Annotated in this window: 17 protein-coding genes; 11 read left to right on the plus strand and 6 right to left on the minus strand. The window is 57.5% G+C overall.

Features of this window, described 5'->3' with window-relative positions:
* The first annotated feature begins 12 nt into the window (after positions 1–12).
* The 11 genes from JI62_RS06775 (at position 13) to urtE (ending at position 13,077) form a co-directional block, all read left to right on the plus strand.
* Positions 13–1,686 carry an ATP-binding protein gene (locus tag JI62_RS06775; protein WP_088699431.1) on the plus strand — a complete coding sequence of 558 codons (1,674 nt, stop codon included), beginning with the start codon at positions 13–15 and terminating at the stop codon, positions 1,684–1,686.
* A 56-nt stretch (positions 1,687–1,742) separates the two neighbouring features.
* Complete coding sequence (locus tag JI62_RS06780) at positions 1,743–2,486, plus strand: response regulator (RefSeq protein WP_088699432.1); 744 nt, start codon at positions 1,743–1,745, stop codon at positions 2,484–2,486.
* Positions 2,487–2,664: 178 nt separating this feature from the next.
* Positions 2,665–3,663, plus strand: a complete 999-nt coding sequence (locus JI62_RS06785) for a Bug family tripartite tricarboxylate transporter substrate binding protein (RefSeq protein ID WP_088699433.1) — start codon at positions 2,665–2,667, stop codon at positions 3,661–3,663.
* A gap of 118 nt (positions 3,664–3,781) precedes the next feature.
* The gene (locus JI62_RS06790) at positions 3,782–4,264 is read left to right on the plus strand and encodes a tripartite tricarboxylate transporter TctB family protein (RefSeq protein ID WP_088699434.1); all 483 of its coding nucleotides are present in this window, start codon (positions 3,782–3,784) and stop codon (positions 4,262–4,264) included.
* A gap of 68 nt (positions 4,265–4,332) precedes the next feature.
* Positions 4,333–5,835 (plus strand): tripartite tricarboxylate transporter permease, encoded by a 1,503-nt coding sequence (locus tag JI62_RS06795; protein ID WP_088699435.1) that lies wholly within the window; start codon positions 4,333–4,335, stop codon positions 5,833–5,835.
* Positions 5,836–6,011: 176 nt separating this feature from the next.
* On the plus strand, positions 6,012–6,845 hold the full coding sequence (locus JI62_RS06800; protein ID WP_088699436.1) for an Rpn family recombination-promoting nuclease/putative transposase: 834 nt from the start codon (positions 6,012–6,014) through the stop codon (positions 6,843–6,845).
* Between the two features lie 424 nt (positions 6,846–7,269).
* Entirely contained in the window at positions 7,270–8,631 is a 1,362-nt protein-coding gene (gene urtA / locus JI62_RS06805) for an urea ABC transporter substrate-binding protein (RefSeq protein WP_088699437.1), read from the plus strand.
* Between the two features lie 110 nt (positions 8,632–8,741).
* Positions 8,742–10,361 (plus strand): urea ABC transporter permease subunit UrtB, encoded by a 1,620-nt coding sequence (gene urtB / locus JI62_RS06810; RefSeq protein ID WP_088699438.1) that lies wholly within the window; start codon positions 8,742–8,744, stop codon positions 10,359–10,361.
* Positions 10,362–10,364: 3 nt separating this feature from the next.
* Entirely contained in the window at positions 10,365–11,537 is a 1,173-nt protein-coding gene (urtC, locus tag JI62_RS06815) for an urea ABC transporter permease subunit UrtC (RefSeq protein ID WP_088699439.1), read from the plus strand.
* Entirely contained in the window at positions 11,534–12,370 is an 837-nt protein-coding gene (gene urtD, locus JI62_RS06820) for an urea ABC transporter ATP-binding protein UrtD (RefSeq protein ID WP_088699440.1), read from the plus strand. Before urtC ends, urtD begins: the two co-directional genes overlap by 4 nt.
* Positions 12,370–13,077: an urea ABC transporter ATP-binding subunit UrtE gene (urtE, locus tag JI62_RS06825; RefSeq protein WP_088699441.1), complete on the plus strand. Its 708-nt coding sequence runs from the start codon at positions 12,370–12,372 to the stop codon at positions 13,075–13,077. Before urtD ends, urtE begins: the two co-directional genes overlap by 1 nt.
* 109 nt (positions 13,078–13,186) lie before the next feature.
* On the opposite strand, the gene JI62_RS06830 is transcribed toward urtE, so the two are convergent.
* From JI62_RS06830 to JI62_RS06855, 6 genes are all read right to left on the minus strand, one after another.
* A complete protein-coding gene (locus JI62_RS06830) occupies positions 13,187–15,412 on the minus strand; it encodes a TonB-dependent receptor (RefSeq protein ID WP_088699442.1) in 2,226 nt (741 codons plus the stop codon).
* A 126-nt stretch (positions 15,413–15,538) separates the two neighbouring features.
* The gene (locus JI62_RS06835) at positions 15,539–16,510 is read right to left on the minus strand and encodes a siderophore ABC transporter substrate-binding protein (protein ID WP_088699443.1); all 972 of its coding nucleotides are present in this window, start codon (positions 16,508–16,510) and stop codon (positions 15,539–15,541) included.
* Positions 16,507–17,283, minus strand: coding sequence for an iron ABC transporter ATP-binding protein (locus tag JI62_RS06840; protein WP_088699444.1), 777 nt, complete (start codon positions 17,281–17,283; stop codon positions 16,507–16,509). Before JI62_RS06840 ends, JI62_RS06835 begins: the two co-directional genes overlap by 4 nt.
* Positions 17,280–18,227 carry an iron chelate uptake ABC transporter family permease subunit gene (locus JI62_RS06845; RefSeq protein ID WP_088699445.1) on the minus strand — a complete coding sequence of 316 codons (948 nt, stop codon included), beginning with the start codon at positions 18,225–18,227 and terminating at the stop codon, positions 17,280–17,282. Before JI62_RS06845 ends, JI62_RS06840 begins: the two co-directional genes overlap by 4 nt.
* A complete protein-coding gene (locus tag JI62_RS06850; RefSeq protein WP_088699446.1) occupies positions 18,227–19,168 on the minus strand; it encodes an ABC transporter permease in 942 nt (313 codons plus the stop codon). Before JI62_RS06850 ends, JI62_RS06845 begins: the two co-directional genes overlap by 1 nt.
* On the minus strand, positions 19,168–20,928 hold the full coding sequence (locus tag JI62_RS06855) for an ABC transporter ATP-binding protein (protein ID WP_240513166.1): 1,761 nt from the start codon (positions 20,926–20,928) through the stop codon (positions 19,168–19,170). The genes JI62_RS06850 and JI62_RS06855 overlap by 1 nt, the downstream gene beginning before the upstream one ends.

Here is a 20,928-nt window from a genome sequence, read left to right on the forward strand (position 1 = left end):
TTGAGTCTACCTATGAGCGCTTCTCGCCCCCGAACGTTAGCCGACCTGCAGCGCTGGCGACGCACCCGCGCAAGACGCAGCTGGTACAAACGCAGTTTTCGCCTTCAGGTAATGCTGTTAGTCGGGTTTCTGCTGGCAGGCATGCTACTGGCACAGGGTACGTATCTCAATCACCGCAAGGCGGAAATTATTAGCCAGCAGATGGGCGAGCGAGCGCTGGCAGTGGCCAAAACGGTGGCGTCGATGCCGCAAATTATTAATGCCTTTGCGATCCCCGACCCCTCTTTCATTATTCAGCCCCTGGCGGAGCGCGTTCGCCATGAAACGGGGGCGCGCTATGTCGTCGTGGGCAACGCGCAAAGTATTCGCTACTCCCATCCTCTGCCGGAGCGAATTGGTCAGCCAATGGTGGGGGGCGATAATGACCAGGCGCTGATCCATGGTCAGTTTTATGTCTCCGAGGCGACCGGGTCATTGGGCACTGCCATTCGCGGCAAAGCGCCTATCTGGGACGAAGAGGGCAATATCATCGGCCTGGTGTCCGTCGGTTTTATGATGGATCGCGTGGCCATGGACGTCGCCCGCTACAACAGCTTTGGCTGGGCGCTGGTGGCGCTGATGATCTGTCTCGGCTTTGCCGGTGCTTATTGGCTGTCGCAGCACCTCAAAAAGGTCATTCTAGGCCTGGAACCCTACGAAATAGCCCGCTTGGCCATGGAGAAAGAGGCCATTTTACAGTCGATTCACGAAGGCATTCTGGCGGTTAATCGTGAAGGGCATATTACCTTGGTGAATCAGCAGGCGCGGCGCTTTCTCAACCTGGACGATGAGCATGTGCTGCTGGGGCAGCCCATCCGCGAGGTCGTGCCTAATTCGCGGCTTCTTGAGGTGCTCCGGCGCGGCGAGCAGGAGTTCGACCAGGAGATGTGGCTGGGCGATCACCCGGTGGTGGTCAACCGCGTGCCGATATTGCACGAAGGCGAGATCGAGGGGGCGGTGGCCACTTTCCGCAGCCGTCGCGAGATCGTTGATCTCTCCCATGCGCTGACCCAAGCCAGCCGTGACGTGGATATGCTGCGCGCCCAGGCCCATGAGTTTTCCAATAAGCTTTACACCATCTCTGGGTTGCTGCAGCTGGAGCGCATTGAGGAAGCCTTGGCGCTGATCCACCAGGAAACCGAGCGTGCCCAGGCGCAGATGAGCTTTTTAATGCGCAACGTGGCCGACGCCGTGCTTAGCGGTACGCTACTGGGTAAACTGACCCGCGCGCGGGAACTGGGTGTGGCGCTGGAAATCGATGAGCAAAGTTCGCTCTCCTGCCCGCTGACTCCGACCGGTCAAGAAGTGATGATGAGCGTAGTGGGTAACTTGCTGGACAACGCCTGCCACGCAGCGCTGAATGGGCCGAGTAAAGCGCCTAAAGTACGTCTGTTTTTCACCGACTTGGGCGAGCAGCTGTTGATCGAAGTGGAGGACAACGGGCCCGGAGTACCTGCCCAGTTCGCCGAGTCGATTTTCCAGGAAGGCTTTTCGACCAAAACGGGCAAACACCAGGGCATTGGCCTGGCGCTGGTGGCCAGGCTGTGCCGTCAGCACGGTGGCGCCGTGACCCTAGAGGAGAGCGAGCTAGGCGGCGCGTGCTTTATCGCGGTGCTCGACCGCTCGCTGTGCCAAAAGCAGTCTTAAAAACAGTCTCAAAAACAATCTCAAAAACAGTGACCACAACGGCTAGGGGGAAGGTAATGGCTGATGGAGAGTACGGCATTCTGGTCGTTGAAGACGATTTTCGCATTGCCGATATCCACAGGGCCTTTATTGAGCAGAGCGATGGCTTTTATGTCGTGGGCATGGCGCGTAACGGTAGTGAAGCCAAGGCGATCATGGCGGAGCAGTCCGCCAGCATCCATTTGATTTTGCTCGACGCCTATCTTCCTGACGTTGAAGGCTTGGAGCTGCTATGGGCGATTCGCCGCGACTACGTGCATGTGGACATCGTTATGGTCACTGCAGCAAGAGAAGTGGAAACCATCAGCGAGGCACTGCGCGGCGGGGTATTCGACTACCTTATCAAACCCATTGAAGCCGCGCGGATGACCCAAATGCTGACCCGCTTTCGCCTCGAGCGTGAAGCCTTGGCCAACCGGGCCGAGATGAATCAGGATGAATTGGATTCCGTATTGGCGCGCCTTAAGCCCGGCGAGCCGTTGCGTGCTAACAACCAAACGCTGTCTCAAGCCCTGCCCAAAGGGATTGATCGGCTGACGCTGCGCCGGGTGATTGATGCCCTGGCCGACGCCCCCGACTCTCTCACCGCCATGCAGATGGCGCGCACCATGGGCGCCAGCCGCTCAACCGCCCGCCGCTATTTAGAGTTTTTAGTTGCCGAACAGGCAGTGAGCGCTGAGCTGGGCTATGGTGATGTAGGGCGGCCTGAGCGTCGCTATCGCTTGTTAGAAACGGCACACAAGTGGCTTGAATCACTCTAATTAAGCCAGCGTGAACAAAATGAACAAAATGCCCATAAAGAACTTTTTGTCTTTTATGAGCACAAGCTTGTCGGTCAGGGGCATGGTCTTCTAACGTTCGCGGCGTGCAGTCTCACAATAAGAAGCGCTACATAGCAACCTCATCACACAACAACACTGATACGTGGAGAACGCCATCATGACGTCGCTTACCCTCAAGCGTTTATCTGTATTTGCTCTTCCCATCGCTGCCTTAGCAGGCATAAGCACCGCCGCACAGGCGCAAGAGTGGACACCGGAACGCTCCATCGAATTCGTTGCACCGGCTAACCCGGGCGGCGGTTGGGACACCCTTGTTCGCACCATGTCGCGGGTGATTCAGCAAGAAGAGCTGGCTGACGAAAGCTTTGCCGCGATCAACGTACCTGGCGGCGGCGGTGCCGTAGCCTGGGCCCAAGTCGCCCGCGATAACGGCAACCCGCACAAGCTGTTTGCCACCAGCCCGCCTATGATCCTGGTGCCGCTGGCAGGTGCCTCACGCTACGACCACACCGACTTTACCCCGGTCGCGCGGATTAACACCGACTACTCGATCATTTTAGTGGCAGCGGACTCCGAGTATCAGAACCTTGAAGACCTGCTCAATGCGCTGAAAGCAGATCCCAGCCTGAGCGTGGGCGGCGGCAGTGCGCCGGGCTCCATGGATCATATCGCTATTGCAGGCTTAGCCTCAGCAGCCGGAATGGAAGCTTCGGCAGTCAACTACATCCCCTTCTCGGGCGGTGGCGATGCTATGACTAACCTGATGGGCGGCCATATCGAAGCCGTGGTCGGCGGTGCCGGTGAAGCGGTGGGCCAGTTGGGTGAAGGCAGCCAACTGCGCGCGCTGGGTGTCTCTTCAGAAGAGCGCTTGGGCGCTGGCTTGAGCGAAGTGCCTACCTATAAGGAGCAGGGCTTCGACTACACCTTCGATATCTGGCGCGGCGTGATGGGCGCTCCCGATATGCCTGAAGAAGCAGTGGCCTACTACGAAGATCTGTTCGCCGAAATGCTGGAAACCGATGCCTGGCGTGAAGCGAGCGACCAACTGGGCTGGATCGACGCCTACCAAGACAGCGAAGAGTTTGGCGCCTTCCTGGATCAGCAGCAAGAGCAGTTCAGCGACGTGCTGAGCGAGCTTGGCCTGCTGCGCCAGTAATCCCCACTCCTGTATCACCCAGTCGCCCAAGCGCGGCTGGGGTCTTCCGCAGTTAACGTTAACACAATGAGTGAACGTTAACTGCGGGAGGCGTGTTGGCTCCTTCGGAGAGATTCCTATGACTCGTTTAAATACCAATCAGTGGTTAGCACTGGTGTTTGCGGTATTGGCTGCTGGCTATATCGCGATGGCGTGGCAAATTCCCATCTTTCCTCTGCCGCGTCCGGTCGACTCTGACCTGTTTCCTAAAGTATTGGGCTTCTCGCTACTGATCCTATCGGTGTTTCTGTTTTTTGAGAAACCCACACCGATTGCCGGTGCCGATGAAGTCGACGAAGAGGCGCAGAACGGGCCGCTGCTACTGACGCCCTGGGCGCGGGTCATCGTGACCTCGCTGGCCATTGCCGCCTATGCGTTTTTGCTGGTACCGCTGGGCTTTGTACTCGCCTCTACGCTGCTCTGTGTTGGGCTAACGGTTTACTACGGCTATCGCCGCCATGCGATCAACCTCGCCACGTCGCTGGGGGTAGTGCTGGCACTCTACCTAACCATGACGCAGGTAATGGATGTCTACCTACCCTCTGGCGTATTGCCTTTTTAATCTGCGAGTTAGCAGGTCATTAAGCCAATAGTTCGTTTAGCCAGCAGGACATTGAGAGAGTAATTCCCATGGAAGCCTTAAATAATCTGATGTATGGCTTTGGCATCGCGCTTCAGCCTATCAATATCGCTTACGTGTTTGCCGGCGTATTTGCTGGCACCATTATCGGTATGCTGCCGGGCCTGGGCCCGATCAGTGCGCTTGCGCTGATGATTCCTATTACCTTTGCCATGGATCCTTCCTCGGGTCTGATTTTGATGGCAGGGGTTTACTACGGCGCCATCTTTGGTGGCTCCACGTCGTCGATCCTGCTCAATGCTCCGGGTGTGGCCGGTACCGTCGCTACGTCCTTTGATGGCTACCCGATGGCTAAAAAAGGCCAGGCGGGTAAAGCGCTTGCCATTGCCGCCTACGCTTCGTTTATCGGCGGTACTGTTTCTGTCATCTTTTTGATGCTGATCGCCCCGCTGCTCTCTAAGGTCGCCGTGAGCTTTGGCCCTGCGGAGTACTTTGCATTGATGGTGCTGGGGTTAACGGCGGTGGTCTCGTTATCGGATAAGTCGCTGATTAAAGGTCTAATTGCCGCTGTGGTCGGGGTGATTATCTCAATCATTGGTATCGATACGCAGACGGGTACCGAGCGCTTTACCTTCGGTTCAGTGCAGTTGCTGGATGGCATCGACTTCCTGGTCGTGGCGCTGGGTATTTTCGCCCTTGCCGAGGTCTTTTACATGCTGCTGCGTGGCGGCGGTGGCAAAGAGGCGCCTCGCAATGAGATTGGCTCGCTGAAATTGAGCCGCAGTGAAGTAAAAGAAATCGCTGGCCCGATTGGGCGTAGTTCGGTATTGGGTTTCTTCACCGGCGTACTGCCAGGCGCGGGCGCGACTATCGGCTCTTTCCTTGGCTATAGCATGGAAAAGCGCATTGCCAAAGATGGCGACACCTTTGGAACCGGCAACATTAAAGGCGTTGCGGCGCCGGAAGCAGCCAACAACGCTGCCTGTACTGGCTCCTTTGTACCGCTGTTGACGCTGGGTGTGCCGGGTTCAGGCACTACCGCTGTTCTGCTAGGCGCGTTGCTTGTCATGGGTGTTAACCCCGGCCCAATGATGCTGACAGAGCGCCCGGACGTGTTCTGGGGCGTGGTTGCCAGTATGTATATCGGCAATATCTTCCTGCTGGCCCTTAACCTGCCCCTGATTCCCTATATCGCCAAAATTCTCGATATGCCCCGTCCATTGCTGCTATCGCTGATACTGATCTTCTGCATGATCGGTGTTTACGGCATGAGCTTCAGCGTATTTGATCTGCTGCTGCTGCTTGGCTTCGGCTTGGTGGGCCTGGGCATGCGCCTGTTTGGCTTCCCAGCGGCGCCGCTGATTCTAGCGCTGATTCTGGGCAACATTATGGAAGAGTCCATGCGCCGCGCACTGCAAATCTCTGGCGGTGACTGGATGACCTTTATCGACAAGCCCATCTCGTTAGGCCTGCTAGTGGTTGCCGTGCTGTCACTCGGCTTACCGTTACTGAAAAAACGCCGTAAGAAAATTCCACCCGATGTGGCGGTTTAACGCTGCCATTTGAAGGGTAAATAGCGAGGAGCCTTGGTGATACCAAGGCTCCTTTTTTATTTTTTATCACAACCTATCTACATTGCTTGAAGCTCAGTAAAGCGGCAAACTCAATCCATATCGCATTTCTACAACCAATGATATGAAGATCACCCCACATTGCATGAGGAGTGGTGATGAACGAATTACTTGATCCCACCAACGACTATGTTTTTAAGCGATTATTCGCCGAAGCTCCTGATCTATTAGTGGATTTAATCAACGACCTGCGTCCCGATTTACCTGACATTGCGTCGGTGGAAATACTCAACCCGACCATCGAGCCTTCTGAGCTGAATGGCAAATACATCATCCTCGACGTACTCGCCCGTGATGGCGAAGGCCACTGCTATAATGTAGAAATACAGGTGCGCCGCTACGGCGCTTGGCACAAGCGTGGACTGTTTTATCTGGCCCGTATGTTGGGGGATCAACTTGGTGCGGGTGAAGATTATCAAGCGCTGAATGCCACGGTGGGGCTACATCTCCTTGATTTCGATTTGTTCACAACAACGGAGGCGGAGTGTAAGCAGTCAGTATGGCGATTTGAAATGCGCGATGAGCTCCAGCCGAGTATTTCGCTCGGGAACATTCTGCAAATGAACCTTATCGAACTGAACAAGGCAGATCGCTTAGGGCTGCCAGAAGGCCCACTACGTGCCTGGATCACCTTCTTTAAACACTGGCAAGAGGAACTTACTATGGCCAATATAGCTCATGAGCCGGTCAAAAAGGCGATGAGCCGCATTCGCGAGCTCAGTGCTGATGAAGAGACTCGTCGCTTGGCATTTGTGCGCGAGCGAGCACTACGGGATGAGGTGTCGTTTTTGAACGATGCTCGGCGTGAAGGGCGTGAAGAGGTTGCGCGCAATATGATTCTTAAAACAGAAATGGATGATGCGGCGATTGCTGATATTGCCAAGCTAACGGTGGATGAAGTTTCCCATCTTCGTGCTGAAATGAAGCATTGAATCCAGAATGCAAATAAGCTTAGTCAGTTGCATAGTGACGACAAAATTTCATACCTCGCCCGTTCACTTCAATACTCGCCAGACCTTCACTAAAAGTTAGCTTTGTATTGTTTATGTAAGCTTGGCGTTACTGCTCTGTACTTCAAAAGCTCGAGTGCTTAGTTGGTGCACTGTTCCGTATTGGTGCATTGAGAGGGTGCTTTAGCCGCTTGGATGCGCTTTATTTTGGTGCGCTGGGTGAATGTCGAAATTTCCTGATGATGATTAAGTGGCTGATTAAATAGCCATAAGGCGACTTTGTGCCAATCTGGCGCACCCCTTGCAGGTGTTAATGGCTAGTGGACATATTGGGGAGCTAACACAACAACCCAAGTGCGAAGCCCATCATCAAGCCCCAACCATAAGGGGTGCAAGGAGATTAACAATGAACACTCTCAAACGCTCGACACACCCTCGCCCATTCCTCTCAAGTGGCCGTTTCGCGACGGCTCTACTCACTACCGCCATCATGAGTGCCAGCACCCAGGCCATCGCGCAAGACGACAACCCGATCAAAGTCGGTATCCTGCACTCCCTCTCCGGCACCATGGCGATTAGTGAAACGGTGCTTAAAGACACCGTCGAAATGCTTATCGAGCAGCAGAACGAAGCCGGTGGTTTGCTGGGCCGTCAGTTAGAAGCCGTGGTGGTTGACCCGGCGTCTAACTGGCCGCTGTTTGCCGAACGCGCCCGGGAACTGCTGGATCAGGAAGAAGTGGACGTGATTTTCGGCAACTGGACGTCTGTTTCGCGTAAATCCGTACTGCCCGTTGTAGAGGAGCTCAACGGCCTGCTGTTCTATCCGGTGCAGTATGAAGGCGAAGAGTCCTCTGAAAACGTCTTCTACACCGGCGCGGCGCCTAACCAGCAGGCGATTCCTGCGGTTGAATACCTTATCAACGAAGTCGGTATCGAGCGCTTTGCGCTGGTGGGTACCGACTATGTCTACCCGCGCACCACTAACCGTATCCTCGAAGCCTTCCTCAAGGATGAACACGGCATCGCGGATGAGGACATCATGGTCAACTACACGCCGTTCGGTCACTCCGATTGGCAAAACATCGTGGCGGAAATTCGCCGCTTTGGTGAAGAGGGTAAACCCACTGCGGTGATATCGACCGTGAACGGCGACGCCAACGTACCGTTCTATACCGAGCTCTCCAACCAGGGTATCGACGCTGCCGATATTCCGGTCATCGCCTTCTCCGTGGGCGAGCAGGAACTTACCGGTATTGATACCGGCCCGCTGGTGGGCCACCTGGCGGCCTGGAACTACTTCATGAGCGTCGATAACGATGACAACTACGACTTTATCGATGCCTGGATCGAGTACACCGGCGACAATATGGCGGTGACCAACGACCCGATGGAAGCGCACTACATTGGCTTCAACATGTGGGCCGAAGCGGTTCGCAAAGCGGGCACGACAGACGTCGATACGGTGAAAGACGCCATTATCGGTGTGACCGTACCTAACCTTTCCGGCGGCTATGCGGCGATGATGCCCAACCACCACATCACCAAGCCGGTGCTGATCGGTGAGATTCAGGACAACGGCCAGTTCGATATCGTTTGGCAGACGCCCTCTACCGTGGCTGGCGACGCTTGGTCTGACTATCTGCCTGGCTCCCGTGACCTGATTGCCGATTGGCGTAAGCCGATGGAGTGCGGCAACTTCAACGTCGTCAACGGCTCGTGCGGTGGCAGCACCGCAGCAGAAGAAGCCGAAGCGGCACTCGCTGAGTAAAACTGAGTAAGTACCTTACCCTTCGCCGCCCCAGCGCATAGCGTTGAGAGTTAAGGGGTGGCGAAGGAGCACGCTATCTTTCCCTTTCTGATAACCAAAGGAAGAACCCCATGAGGCGTTTCCTTTCCTTGGCGCTGCTCTGCTTCCTGCTGTTGGGTATGACCCTCACAGCACAGGCACAATCAACAGACGCCGCCAGCAGCTCCACTAATGATGCGGCCGCGCTCGAACTGTTGGAGGCGCTGGACGTTGAGTCTTACGCCGCCAAAGGCGACGCGATCACCGCCATTTTGCAAAGCGATGACGAACGCGCCCGAGACTGGCTGCAGGCGCTGTTGGATGGCCGCTTGCAGCGTACCGAAGATGGCCGGTTCGTGCTGGTGCTCGAGAACCGCGGCCGCGACTGGCCGGTGGCCGATGTACTGACCGGCGAAGCGCTGGGCGAGATGTCCCGCCGAGACCTGGAACGTATCGGCATCAACAACAACCTGCGTAATCAGCTGCGCAGTGCCATTGCAGTAGTTGACCTCTACTCGCCTAACGTGGAGCGCCGCCGCACGTCGGCCGAGCGCCTGTTGGGTGAAGTAGACGGTGAGCTGGTACCCACACTCGACGACCTGATTGAACAGGAAGAGGATGAGCAGGTGCGCTACCGGCTAACCCAGGCCGTGGCGATCTACCGCACCGAAGCGGGCGAAATGGCTGGGGTCGAAGCGCTGGACGGCAGCCTACACCCCCGCTCCCGCGTGGCGTTGAGCCGGGCAGCCAATAGCGATGATCCCGTTGTCGCCAACGCCGCTGCCGCTTCCCTGGCGGGTATCGAGCAGCAGCTAAAAATCAATCGCGGCCTGGAAACCCTCTATTTCGGCTTGAGCCTTGGCTCGGTGCTGGTGCTAGCTGCCATTGGCTTGGCGATCACCTTCGGGGTCATGGGTGTGATCAACATGGCCCACGGCGAGCTGATGATGCTGGGTGCCTACACCACCTGGGCGATGCAGCAACTGCTGCCCGGCCAGCCGGGGCTGGCGTTGATTCTATCGATTCCCGCGGGCTTTATGGTCGCCGCTCTGGCGGGTGTGGCGATCGAGCGCGGTGTTATCCAGTTCCTCAAAGGTCGTCCGCTGGAGACGCTGCTGGCGACCTTCGGTATCAGCCTGATTCTGCAGCAGCTGGTGCGCACGGTGATTTCACCGCTTAACCGCACCGTAATTACTCCTGAGTGGATGAGCGGTTCATTGGTGGTTAACGATGCGCTGTCGCTAACGCTTAATCGCATGTACGTGCTCGGCTTTGCGCTGGTGGTGTTTGCTGGCCTGATGCTGATTATGCGCCGCACCCGGTTGGGGCTTGAGGTGCGTGCCGTGACCCAAAACCGTGCCATGGCCCGCTCCATGGGCATTCGCGCGACTCGCGTGGATATCATGACCTTCGCGCTGGGCTCCGGCGTGGCTGGGCTTGCCGGAGTCGCGCTCTCCCAGCTCACCAACGTCGGCCCCAACCTGGGGCAGAACTACATCATCGACTCCTTCATGGTGGTGGTGTTCGGCGGCGTGGGCAACCTGTGGGGCACGCTGGTGGCCGGGCTATCGCTGGGGGTGATCAACCAGGTGCTGGAACCCTGGGCAGGCGCGGTACTGGCCAAAATTATCGTGCTGGTCTTCATCATCCTATTCATTCAAAAACGCCCGCGTGGACTCTTCCCGCAGAAGGGCCGGGCTGCGGAGGGCTAAGCGATGTCACTAACGACCGAATCATCGACAAATTTTTGGCTAACACGCCCATTCAGCGAACGCTCTACGCAGATTTTTCTCGGCGTGCTACTGGCCGCGCTGGCACTGGTCACCCTGCTACACGTGGCGGTACCACCGGAAAATCCGCTGCATATTGGCGCCTATACGGTCAACCTGTTCGGTAAGTACCTAAGCTACGCGTTGCTGGCCGTGGCGGTGGACTTGGTGTGGGGCTATCTGGGTATTTTAAGCCTCGGGCATGGTGCTTTCTTCGCCATCGGCGGCTACGCCATGGGCATGTATTTAATGCGCCAGATCGGTGACCGCGGCACCTACGGCCACCCGGTACTGCCCGACTTCATGGTGTTCCTCAACTGGGACAGCTTGCCGTGGTTTTGGCACGGTTTCGATATGGCCTGGTTCGCCTTCGCCATGGTGCTGCTGGCCCCCAGCCTCCTGGCGCTGGTGTTCGGCTTCTTGGCGTTTCGCTCCCGGGTCACCGGGGTGTATCTGTCGATCATCACCCAGGCGCTGACCTTTGCCTTGATGCTGGCGTTCTTCCGCAATGAGATGGGCTTCGGCGGTAATAACGGCCTGACTGACTTCCGCGAGATCGTCGGTTTTGATCTACGCAGCGACGCCACGCGGTTAGGGCTTTTTCTGGCCACCGGGGTGGCCTTGGCGCTGGGGTTTATTCTCTGTCGCGCGATTGTCACCAGTAAGCTGGGTCGGGTGAGTGTGGCCACCCGCGACGCCGAAGCGCGCACGCGCTTTCTCGGCTACCGGGTTGAGCGTTTTCAGCTGTTTGTGTTTGTGGTCTCGGCGATGCTGGCGGGCCTGGCGGGGGCGCTCTACGTGCCCCAAGTGGGGATTATCAACCCCAGCGAATTCTCGCCGATTTTCTCCATCGAGATTGTGCTGTGGGTAGCGCTGGGCGGTCGCGCCACGCTGTATGGCGCGGTGATTGGCGCCATTTTAGTTAACTACGCCAAAACCATCTTTACCGGCGTAATGCCAGACGCCTGGCTGTTTGCGTTAGGGGCGATGTTTGTACTGGTCACGGTGTTTCTGCCCAAGGGGGTGGCGGGATTGTTTCGCTACCTCAAACGCCGTAAGCGCGAGGATCAGACGACCGATCCTGACCATCAACGCACGCCCGAGGAGGCCTCCGCATGAGTTTGCTGCAATCGCTGTCCCAGCGTGACCGGGTGTTCGATTTTATGGCGCCCCAGGCCTCACCGGTGGATGTTCGCCACGGGCCGATACTCTATATGGAAGATGTCACCGTTAGCTTCGATGGTTTTAAAGCCATCAATAACCTCAACCTAACCATCAACGACGGTGAGCTGCGTTGCATTATCGGCCCCAACGGGGCGGGTAAAACCACCATGATGGATATTATTACCGGTAAGACCCGACCCAATAGCGGTAGCGTATGGTTCGGTAGCCGACATAATCTGCTGCATATGAACGAGCCAGATATCGCCAGCCTGGGTATTGGTCGCAAGTTTCAAAAGCCCACGGTATTCGAAGCGCTCTCGGTATTTGAAAACCTGGAGCTGGCCATGGCGGCGGACAAGCGGATTTTCCCTACCCTGACCGCCCGCATGACCGGCGAGATCAAAGACCGCATCGATGAAGTGTTGGAAACCATCGGCCTGACAACGCTGCGCCATCAGCCAGCAGGGATTCTCTCCCATGGTCAGAAGCAGTGGCTGGAGATCGGCATGCTGCTGATGCAGCGCCCGCGCCTGCTGCTGGTGGATGAACCTGTGGCGGGAATGACCGAGCAGGAGATGGAGCGCACCGCCGAGCTGCTGACAGGACTCGCCGGTAAGCAGTCCGTGGTCGTAGTCGAGCATGATATGGGCTTTGTGCGCTCAATCGCTCGCCAAGTGACCGTGCTGCACCAGGGCAGCGTGCTGGCGGAAGGCACCATGGATCAAGTCTCCAACGACCCAAAAGTGATCGAGGTCTACCTGGGTGCCGACGACGAGGAGGCTGCCTGATGCTAGCGATCGAAAAGCTCAACCAGTTTTACGGCGAAAGCCATACCCTCTGGGATCTCGATCTTGAGGTGCCTGCGGGCCAGTGCACCTGCGTGATGGGACGCAATGGCGTGGGCAAAACCACGCTGCTGAAAGCCGTAATGGGCGAAGTGGCAGTCAAAAGTGGCGAGCTGCGCTACACCGCCGACACCGGCGAGATCGAGCTAACTAAAAAAGCCGTTGAGGCGCGCTCGCGGTTGGGAATTGGCTACGTGCCCCAAGGTCGGCAGATATTTCCGCTGCTGACCGTGGAGGAGAACCTGCGCACCGGCCTTGCCGCCCGCAGCGACGGGCTGAAAAAGATTCCTGAGCGGGTCTATGAGCTGTTCCCAGTGCTTAAAGAGATGAAACACCGCCGTGGCGGCGATCTCTCCGGCGGCCAGCAGCAACAGCTGGCGATTGGCCGGGCTCTGGTCATCGAGCCTAAGCTACTGATTCTTGATGAACCGGGGGAGGGTATTCAGCCCAATATTGTGGCGCAAATCGGCCAGGTAATCCGCCAGCTGATCAAAGAGGATGGCCTAACGGTGCTGCTGGTAGAGCAGAAACTACCTTTTGCCCGCAAGTATGCCGACCGCTTTGTGATCATGGATCGCGGCCGCCCGGTAGCCAAAGGCGAGATCAGCGAGCTCTCCAATGAGCTGATCAAGCAGCATCTGACGGTTTAAGTTATCCCCACCTACGCCTGCTCGGCTGGCGTAGGTGGTGTATGTTGATTGGCCTAGTAGTGAAAAACACATTAGGCGTTAGGGCAAAAGCACCGCTTGTGACAGCCGTCTAGAAGTCCAGTGAGGCCGAAAACATAAAGGTGCGGGGGGCGCCTAAGGCGAGGCTTGAGAGTTGCGGCATTGCCCAGTAGGTTTTATCGGTCACATTGTTAACAGTGGCACGCAGTGTGAGCGGATAGCCGGAAAGGTTAGAGGCGTAGCGTGCGCCAACGTCATAAATAGTGTGTCCGGGTACTGATAGGGAGTTGTCACTATTAATGTACTGCTCTGACATTGCGGTGGCATTAGCGGTCAGTGTCAGCCCTGGTACTGCGGGCAGATCCCATTCAGTGCCTAGCTTGGCTTGCAGGTCTGGTACGCCGGTTGCCTGATTACCTTGTTCTTCATCGCTCGCGGCGCGGGTGATTTCTGGATCGACATAGGCGATGCCGCCCATCAGGCGCAGGTTGCTGAGGGGGCTGCCGAAGAAGCTCCACTCCACTCCTCGGTTGCGCTGCTCGCCCCCAACCGAGAAGATGTTGGTTTCCAGATCGGTGTAGCTGCTGGGTCGCTTGATTTCATACAGGCTAAGCGTGTGTGAAAAGTCACCCAGATCGAGTTTCACGCCAACCTCGTGCTGTTTAGTCGTGTAAGGCTCGAATACTTCACCCGCGTTAGCGGCACTCATCGGTGCCGTGGCCCCCTGACTGAGCCCCTCGATATAGTTGGCGTAGAGCGATACCCGGTCGGTGGCTTTGAAGAGGAGTGCGGCGGCGGGGGTGACCGCGCTTTCATCATAGCGGGAGATGCGTGCGCCAGTTGCCACGCTGTAGGCGTCACTCACTACCTCCTGGCGCCGGGCACCGAGCGTCAATTGCAGGCGATCATCGGCAAACGAGAGCGTGTCCGCCAAGCCGTAGCTGTTCAAGCGTAGCTCGGTATGCATGATGTGCGGTGTGATGAATTCTGCAGCCTCGCCCCACTGCGGGTCGTATAGATTGGTGACCCAGTCCGCGCCGGGGACAGTTCTGCGGCCATAGTCGTGCTGCTCATGCTCGTAGTGGGTGGCATTGACGCTAATGGCGTGGCTGACGGCGCCGGTCTGGAAATGGCCGCGAAGCCCGACTTCCGCCGATGTTTTTTCGACATCGAAGGCGAGCTGACCAATGCTTGTGCGATAGTTGCCTTGATCATCAAGCACCAGGGATGACATGGCACCGTTGTAGGTGTAGTTCGTTTCGCTTCGACCCATGGACGCGTACCCCATGATCTCGTCGGTAAAGTCGAATTCGCCACGCAATATGGCGCCCTTGTCGCGCGTGTCGGCAAAGGCCCAGTTCGGATTGATCAGCGTATCGGCGTCGGGAGGCGTCGGAACTGCCAGGCCGGGGGCCAGATTGATACCTCGAACGGGGCCATCGATATGGTCGTCCGCACTGTACAAGTCAGCTGACAGTCGCGCTTGCTCACCGCGCCAGTCCAGCCCCAGAGAGCCCATTTGGATCCTGGGTTTCTGGCTCTCCACAGCCCCTTCGCCGTCGCGGTAGACGCCGTTAAAACGAACGCCAAACTGCTGATCGTCACCCAGGCGTCGGCCAACATCAAGGTGCCCGCCAAGCTGAGCGTCAGACATATAGGTGGTGGTGAAACGCGTCAGCGGTTCATCGCCAGCCCGCTTGGGAACCAGGTTAATGGCACCGCCAACGGAGCCACCTGGCGGCATCCCGTTGAGGAGTGCCGATGGCCCCTTGAGTACCTCGATACGCTCGAACATTTCTGGTGACGTGCGGTAGTAAGGGGCCATCCCGGCCAGACCGCCGAAGGTGACGTCGCGTGTGCTAGCGTCAAAACCACGGATCGAGTAGGTTTCGCTCCAGGCACTGGTAACGCCGTTGCTGAACACACTCGGATCCGTCGCGGCAATCACATCGGTAATAGTCTGGGCTTGTTGATTCTGGATAAAACGATCCGTATAGCTAATGGCATTGAAAGGCGTCTCCATAAAGTCTTTATGGCCCAGAAAACCCGCCCGGTTGCTGTAGGTGACTTGGCCACCGGCATACGCATCGTTAACGGTTGTTGCTTCTCCGTGTACGGTGATGGGCGTCAGAACGCTGGTACTGCTGGCCTCTGACTCCTGATCCTGTGCGAGGATTTGCGAGGAGAGCAGCAAGGCAGCGCTCGCGCTCAGCGCCAGCGGAAAGGCGCGCCTGACGAGCGATAAAGGGTTTGCGTAAGAGGCGCAATGTAGTGCTCTCGCTGGCTGTGAGGGGCGGTGGTGGCAACGTAAGGGCATGTCGATCTCCATTTTTAAACACAGAGGAACTACACCGCTTCAATGGAGTGCCTGTTAAAAGGCGCCATGAAGCAGTCCATGAAAGCGTTTTTTTAAGGTGCTTAGGTGCTTAGGTGATATGGGCCGCTAGTGCCGGTAGCCGTCGATAATGTCATCCGCGATGATCACCAGAGAGCTAACGCTGGCGGCGGTGACATACCAGGCTTCGGGGTCGACAAACACCACACGGTCATTTCGCCAGGCGTTAGTTTGGCGTAACAGCGGGTTTGCCAGGCTGTCGGCACTCAGGGTTGGCCGGTGCTCCATCACGGCAGTACGATCCACGACATAGATGATGTCGGGGTCAGCCTGCTGGATGAATTCGCTAGAGACCGGCTGACCATGCAGGCCGGTATCGCTGTCAGGTGCGGCGGGGGCAACGCCTAGTTCGGTGAAGATGAAGCCGTAGCGTGACTGCACGCCAAAGGAGTGGAAAGCGCCATTATTGTGCAGCAGGATAAGGGCTTTCTCGGGGCGGCCCTGGGTCACACGCCTGACCTCCTCGATGGTATGCGTCAGCTCGGCAACACGCTGACGGGCCAACGCCTGTTTGCCAAAGATCTGCCCAAGATCCATGAGATGCTCCATGACAACGTCAATGTGGTTGGTCTGGCTGTTGCGGTAATCCACGTCGAAGTGCAGCGTGGGGGCGATCTGCGTCAGCTCGTTATAGTCGTTGGCCTGTAATGACGTCATAAGAATGAGGTCAGGGTGAGCTCGATGCACTCGCTCAAGGTTAGGGCGTACGATGGCGCCCAGGTCTTCAATCGTCGGATCGTCTCGATACTTGTCCAGAAAATGGGGAATAAAGTCCTTTGGCATGCCCACCACAGGAATGTCCAACTGATCCAGAAAATCGACTTCATTCATATCCAATGCCGCTACCCGTTGTGGACGGTGATTGATCACGGTGCTGCCCAGCGCGTGGTGAATCGTCAGCGGCGTCATGGCCTCCTGGGCGGGCATATCATTGGCTGAAGGTTGATCGCACCCTTGTAGCAACGCCACCAAGGCGAGTGGGAGAAAGCGGGCCAAGCGGTTGTTGAGAGATCGTTTCATTCCAGGTTTCCTGAGGGCTTGAAGTAATTACAGAGATAGCCGCGTTCGTTATGGGCGATGTCGAACTTCAGTCCGTAAAGCTCACTCAAGCGCCGTTCGGTGATCACATTGGAGACCTTGCCTTCGCAGTGCACGGCCCCATCCTTCATGGCGACGATGTAATCGGAGTAGTTGGCGGCGAAGTTGATGTCATGAACGACCAGGATCACCGTTCGCCTTTGTTCATCGCAGAGACGGCGAAGCGCCTGCATGATCTGAACGGCATGTTTGATATCGAGGTTATTCAGTGGCTCGTCGAGCAGCAGGTAATCGGTTTGCTGCGCAATGGTCATGGCCAGGAAGGCCATCTGGCGCTGGCCGCCGCTGAGCTCATTCAGATAAGCACCGCGTAGCGCCGTCAGCGATAGAAACGCCAGGGCGTCGTCAATCACACGATGGTCATGCCGCGTGAGCGTGCCACGGCTATAGGGAAAGCGGCCAAAGGCAACCAACTCCTCGACGGTCAGGCGCAGGTTGAACTCAGGCGCCTGGCGCAGCGTGGCCACCTGCTTGGCATACTCGCTGATGGGAATGCCCGTTACTTGGGCGCCGTCGAGCTGAATATCCCCCCGGGAGGGCTTAAGCAGTCTCGCCAGCATCATCAGCAGCGTCGTCTTGCCCGCGCCATTAGGGCCCACCAAGGACGTTAACTGCCCAGATGGAAAGTAGAGATTGACCGCCGATAGCACCGAACGGGCGCCGTAGGTTTTATGCAGGTCGTGAACCGAGATCATGCGGTGCCTCGCTTACGCACCATCAGCGACAGGAAGTAAGCCCCACACACAAGGTTGACGAGGATGCCGACGGTGGTGGTGTAGTTGAAGAGATGTTCGACCAGCAGTTGGGCGAGGATGAACAGGGCAATGGCGATGGCACAACCCAACGGCAGCGTGACCCGGTGGCGGTAAGTCCCGGCAAGCGCATAGGCCGTATTGGCCACGAAAATACCCATGAATGCCGTGGGGCCAAGCAGGCTGGTCGATACTGCCACCAGTGCGGCGATCAAAAAGAGCTGGCGCTGCACGCAGCGTCGATAATCGATACCAAGCGATATGGCCTGCTCTCTGCCCAACAACAGCACATCGAGCATTGGCAGGCTTTTCAGGCCCACCAGGCAAATCGTGACCACGATCAGCGTGGCGTAGAGCAGCTGTGTGGCACTGGCGTTACCGAACGTGGCTTTGCTGTAACCGATCAGAATGGAGAACTCACCTGGGCTCATCTTGAGCTGAACGAACTGGGTGAGCGTGGTAATGACCATGGTCAGTACCAGTCCTATCAACAGTAGGAAATAGACATTGTCTCTGTCGTCTCTAAACAGCCAGCGCTGCAGCGTCCAGGAGTAGCCAAGCATCAGCAGGATCGAGAGTGCGGCGTTGCCATGCTCGCCGAGCAGCATCAGGCTGCGGGTGCCCAGCATCAGCATCAACAGGGCCTGAAACAGCAGATAGACGGCCTCATAGCCCATGATGGCAGGCGTTAATATGCGGTTACCGGTAAGGCTCTGAAACGTGATGGCGGACCAGGCGACACAGATGCCACCGATCACCATGGTGGCCAAGCGTTCAAGGCGTTTCGGAATCACATACGCGAAGTCGAAGCCGGAGTGTACGAAGACAAAAGCGAGCGCAAGAGCGAGCACGGCCGCCCAAACGGTATGGCGAGCGTTGATACTCATCACCGTGCCCTCCTGACGATCAGGATCAGAAACAGCACGCCCCCGACACACGCCGACGTTAAGCCGATGGGCACCTCAAAGGGGTAGATCAGCAGGCGTCCCGCAATGTCGCAGGCCAGCAGCAGGGTGGCCCCCGACAGCGCTACGGCGGGTAGCGTGCGAGCCAGGTTATCGCCGTAGTAGAGCGCCACCAGATTGGGAATCACTAACCCGACAAAGGGGATGGCGCCCACGGTGATGACCGTGACCGAGACAGTAATGGCCACCAGCATCAGCCCAAGGGCGGCGGTAACGAAGTAGTTGACGCCCAAACTCGTCGCCATCTCTTCGCCCATGCCCAGTACCGTGAAGCGATGCGCGTAGACGTAGGCGAGTACAACGACCGGCAGAATAAGGTAGATAATTTCGTAATGACCCTGGACGATCTTCGAAAAATCTCCCAGCAGCCAGCCCTGCATGCTTTGCAGGATGTTGTGGCGGTAGGCGTAGAACTCGGCCAGGGCGCTGAGCACGCCGCCGTACATCAAACCGATGACGGGAATCAGCACCGTGTTGGTGAACTTTATGCGGCGAACGATAGCGATAAAGACAACATTCGCAGCGAAGCAGAACAGCAGGGCGGCCAGCATGCGTGATCCAGCGCTCGCCGTGGGCATGAGGGGCAGCGATACGAGAATGCCCAGTTTAGCGGCATCAAGCCCACCCGAGGTGGCGGGCTCCACGAACTTATTGCGCACGATATGCTGCAGAATCACACCGCAAATGGCGAGACCCACGCCGGTCAATGACACCGTGATCAGGCGTGGCAGTCGGCTGGCCGTCAACGTCAACCAGGCATCATCCGACAGGCTGATGAGTTGGTAACCGCTGAGCTGCCGCGCGCCGACCAGTAATGATGCCGCGCACAGCAATACAAACAGGAGAGGCAGATACACGCGCATCACTGTGCGGTTTCTCGCGTTTTATCCGGGGTGATGCGCCACCCTTTGGCGGTTTGGCGTTGGCCAAGAAACGTGGCGTAGCGCCCCTGCTGTGCGAGCAGTTCATCGGGCGCGCCCTGTTCAATGACACGCCCCTCATCGAGCACGATGATCTGGTCAGCCATGCTCACCGTAGAGAGTTGGTGGGCGATCACCAAGAGCGTGCGTTGGCCTCTCAGTCGCGCCAGCGCCTGGGTGATGATGGCCTGATTTTCCGCATCCAGTGCGGCTGTCGCTTCATCCACCAGCAGAATGGGCGCATTTTTAATGAGGGCACGGGCGATGGCGATACGCTGCCGCTCGCCGCCGGAAAGGCGGGTGCCTGCTTCGCCCACCGGGGTGTCCAATCCTTGGGGCAGGCGTTCGACGATCTCGATGACACCGGCCAGGCGCGCAGCTTCCAGCAGTTCGGCATCGCTGGCGTCGGGGTATCCAAAGCGAATATTGTCAGCAATACTGCCAGCAAACAGGTAGCTCTCCTGAAAGATCTGGCTGACTTGGTTCGCCAACTGGGTGCTCGACATCGCGCGCACGTCTACGCCGCCGACCAGCACACTACCGTGATCGGCATCGAAAAACCGCGCGACCAGTCGGGCCAGGGTGGTCTTGCCCGACCCTGACTCGCCGATCAATGCGGTCATGCTACCAGGCGTGATCGATAGGCTAACCCCGTTGAGCACATCGGGCTCATGCGGTGCATAGCGAAAGCGGACAGCCCGCAATTCGATGGATGCATCGCGGGGTGGCTGAGGTGTCGTTGGCTCGGCTAAGGGTTCAGCGTCGAAAATCGCCTGGATCTCTTCGAGTTGCCCCTTTGCACTGCGCAAAATGTCGCTATGTTGAGCGACATCCAGCAGCGGCTCGACGAACCGGCTTACCAGCACCAGCGCAATGATGACACTGATGGTGCTCGATACCGTCAACGCTCCTTCCAGAAGCGTATTGATCCACAGGCTTGTGACGATCAACAGCACGGCAAAGACGATCTGTACTGCCCAGGCATTGAGCAGTGCCGAAAGCGCCGAGAGGCAAGCCAGCCTGGTGCCCGAGCGCTGCTGCTGTTGCATGGCCTGTTCTAGAAAGCGCGTGCTGTGGTGGTTGCCACTAAAGGCGCGTAAGACGGCCTGGGCACTGGCGAACTCCACCATGCGCTGGCTGGTAGCGGCAAAGTGTTGCTGGAAGGCTCTGTCGGCATGCCGGGCAAGCTTAGTGGTGAGTGATAAAACCGCCAACAGCAGTGGCAGGGCGACCAGCGCCGCAAGCCCCAGCGGTGGGTGCAGCACCAGCAGCGCGGAAAGCAGGACGATAGGCGTGACAAGCCCGCTGATCACCGGTGTAAAGACGTGGGCAGGAAGCTGGGCTACCGCCATCATCCCCTGCGTAGTGGCATGGCTAAGGCGCGCGGTATTCGCCGCGGTAAACCAGCCGACCGGCAGATGCGCGACGTGTTCGCCAAGGCGGTGGCGGCCCGACTGTAAGATGGCGACGCCGACACGGACGCCTGCCTGCTCCAAGTACCACCGCACGCCCCAACAGACCAGGATGCCGAACAGCAGCGCGACCAGCCATGCGGTGGCCACGCTGAGTTGGCCGATCAAAAGGTAACTGAGAAGCGGAACAAGGGCCAAGATGGTCAAACCGCTTAGCACACCATAGACAATGGCTAGCCCGAGATAGCGACGTAACAGCACGGTGTCGTCGCCCAGTAGTTGAGTGAGCAT

It is taken from the genome of Halomonas campaniensis (assembly GCF_002211105.1).
GTDB lineage: Bacteria > Pseudomonadota > Gammaproteobacteria > Pseudomonadales > Halomonadaceae > Vreelandella > Vreelandella campaniensis_A.

What these genes read in the sequence shown, in the direction of transcription:
- urtD (WP_088699440.1), top strand. Translation starts at nt 11,534, where the DNA reads ATGAGTTTGCTGCAATCGCTGTCCCAGCGTGACCGGGTGTTCGATTTT.
- urtA (WP_088699437.1), top strand. Translation starts at nt 7,270, where the DNA reads ATGAACACTCTCAAACGCTCGACACACCCTCGCCCATTCCTCTCAAGT.
- JI62_RS06800 (WP_088699436.1), top strand. Translation starts at nt 6,012, where the DNA reads ATGAACGAATTACTTGATCCCACCAACGACTATGTTTTTAAGCGATTA.
- JI62_RS06855 (WP_240513166.1), bottom strand. Translation starts at nt 20,928, where the DNA reads ATGCTCACTCAACTACTGGGCGACGACACCGTGCTGTTACGTCGCTAT.
- urtB (WP_088699438.1), top strand. Translation starts at nt 8,742, where the DNA reads ATGAGGCGTTTCCTTTCCTTGGCGCTGCTCTGCTTCCTGCTGTTGGGT.
- JI62_RS06775 (WP_088699431.1), top strand. Translation starts at nt 13, where the DNA reads ATGAGCGCTTCTCGCCCCCGAACGTTAGCCGACCTGCAGCGCTGGCGA.
- JI62_RS06830 (WP_088699442.1), bottom strand. Translation starts at nt 15,412, where the DNA reads ATGCCCTTACGTTGCCACCACCGCCCCTCACAGCCAGCGAGAGCACTA.
- JI62_RS06850 (WP_088699446.1), bottom strand. Translation starts at nt 19,168, where the DNA reads ATGCGCGTGTATCTGCCTCTCCTGTTTGTATTGCTGTGCGCGGCATCA.
- JI62_RS06785 (WP_088699433.1), top strand. Translation starts at nt 2,665, where the DNA reads ATGACGTCGCTTACCCTCAAGCGTTTATCTGTATTTGCTCTTCCCATC.
- JI62_RS06835 (WP_088699443.1), bottom strand. Translation starts at nt 16,510, where the DNA reads ATGAAACGATCTCTCAACAACCGCTTGGCCCGCTTTCTCCCACTCGCC.
- JI62_RS06840 (WP_088699444.1), bottom strand. Translation starts at nt 17,283, where the DNA reads ATGATCTCGGTTCACGACCTGCATAAAACCTACGGCGCCCGTTCGGTG.
- JI62_RS06780 (WP_088699432.1), top strand. Translation starts at nt 1,743, where the DNA reads ATGGCTGATGGAGAGTACGGCATTCTGGTCGTTGAAGACGATTTTCGC.
- urtC (WP_088699439.1), top strand. Translation starts at nt 10,365, where the DNA reads ATGTCACTAACGACCGAATCATCGACAAATTTTTGGCTAACACGCCCA.
- urtE (WP_088699441.1), top strand. Translation starts at nt 12,370, where the DNA reads ATGCTAGCGATCGAAAAGCTCAACCAGTTTTACGGCGAAAGCCATACC.
- JI62_RS06790 (WP_088699434.1), top strand. Translation starts at nt 3,782, where the DNA reads ATGACTCGTTTAAATACCAATCAGTGGTTAGCACTGGTGTTTGCGGTA.
- JI62_RS06845 (WP_088699445.1), bottom strand. Translation starts at nt 18,227, where the DNA reads ATGAGTATCAACGCTCGCCATACCGTTTGGGCGGCCGTGCTCGCTCTT.
- JI62_RS06795 (WP_088699435.1), top strand. Translation starts at nt 4,333, where the DNA reads ATGGAAGCCTTAAATAATCTGATGTATGGCTTTGGCATCGCGCTTCAG.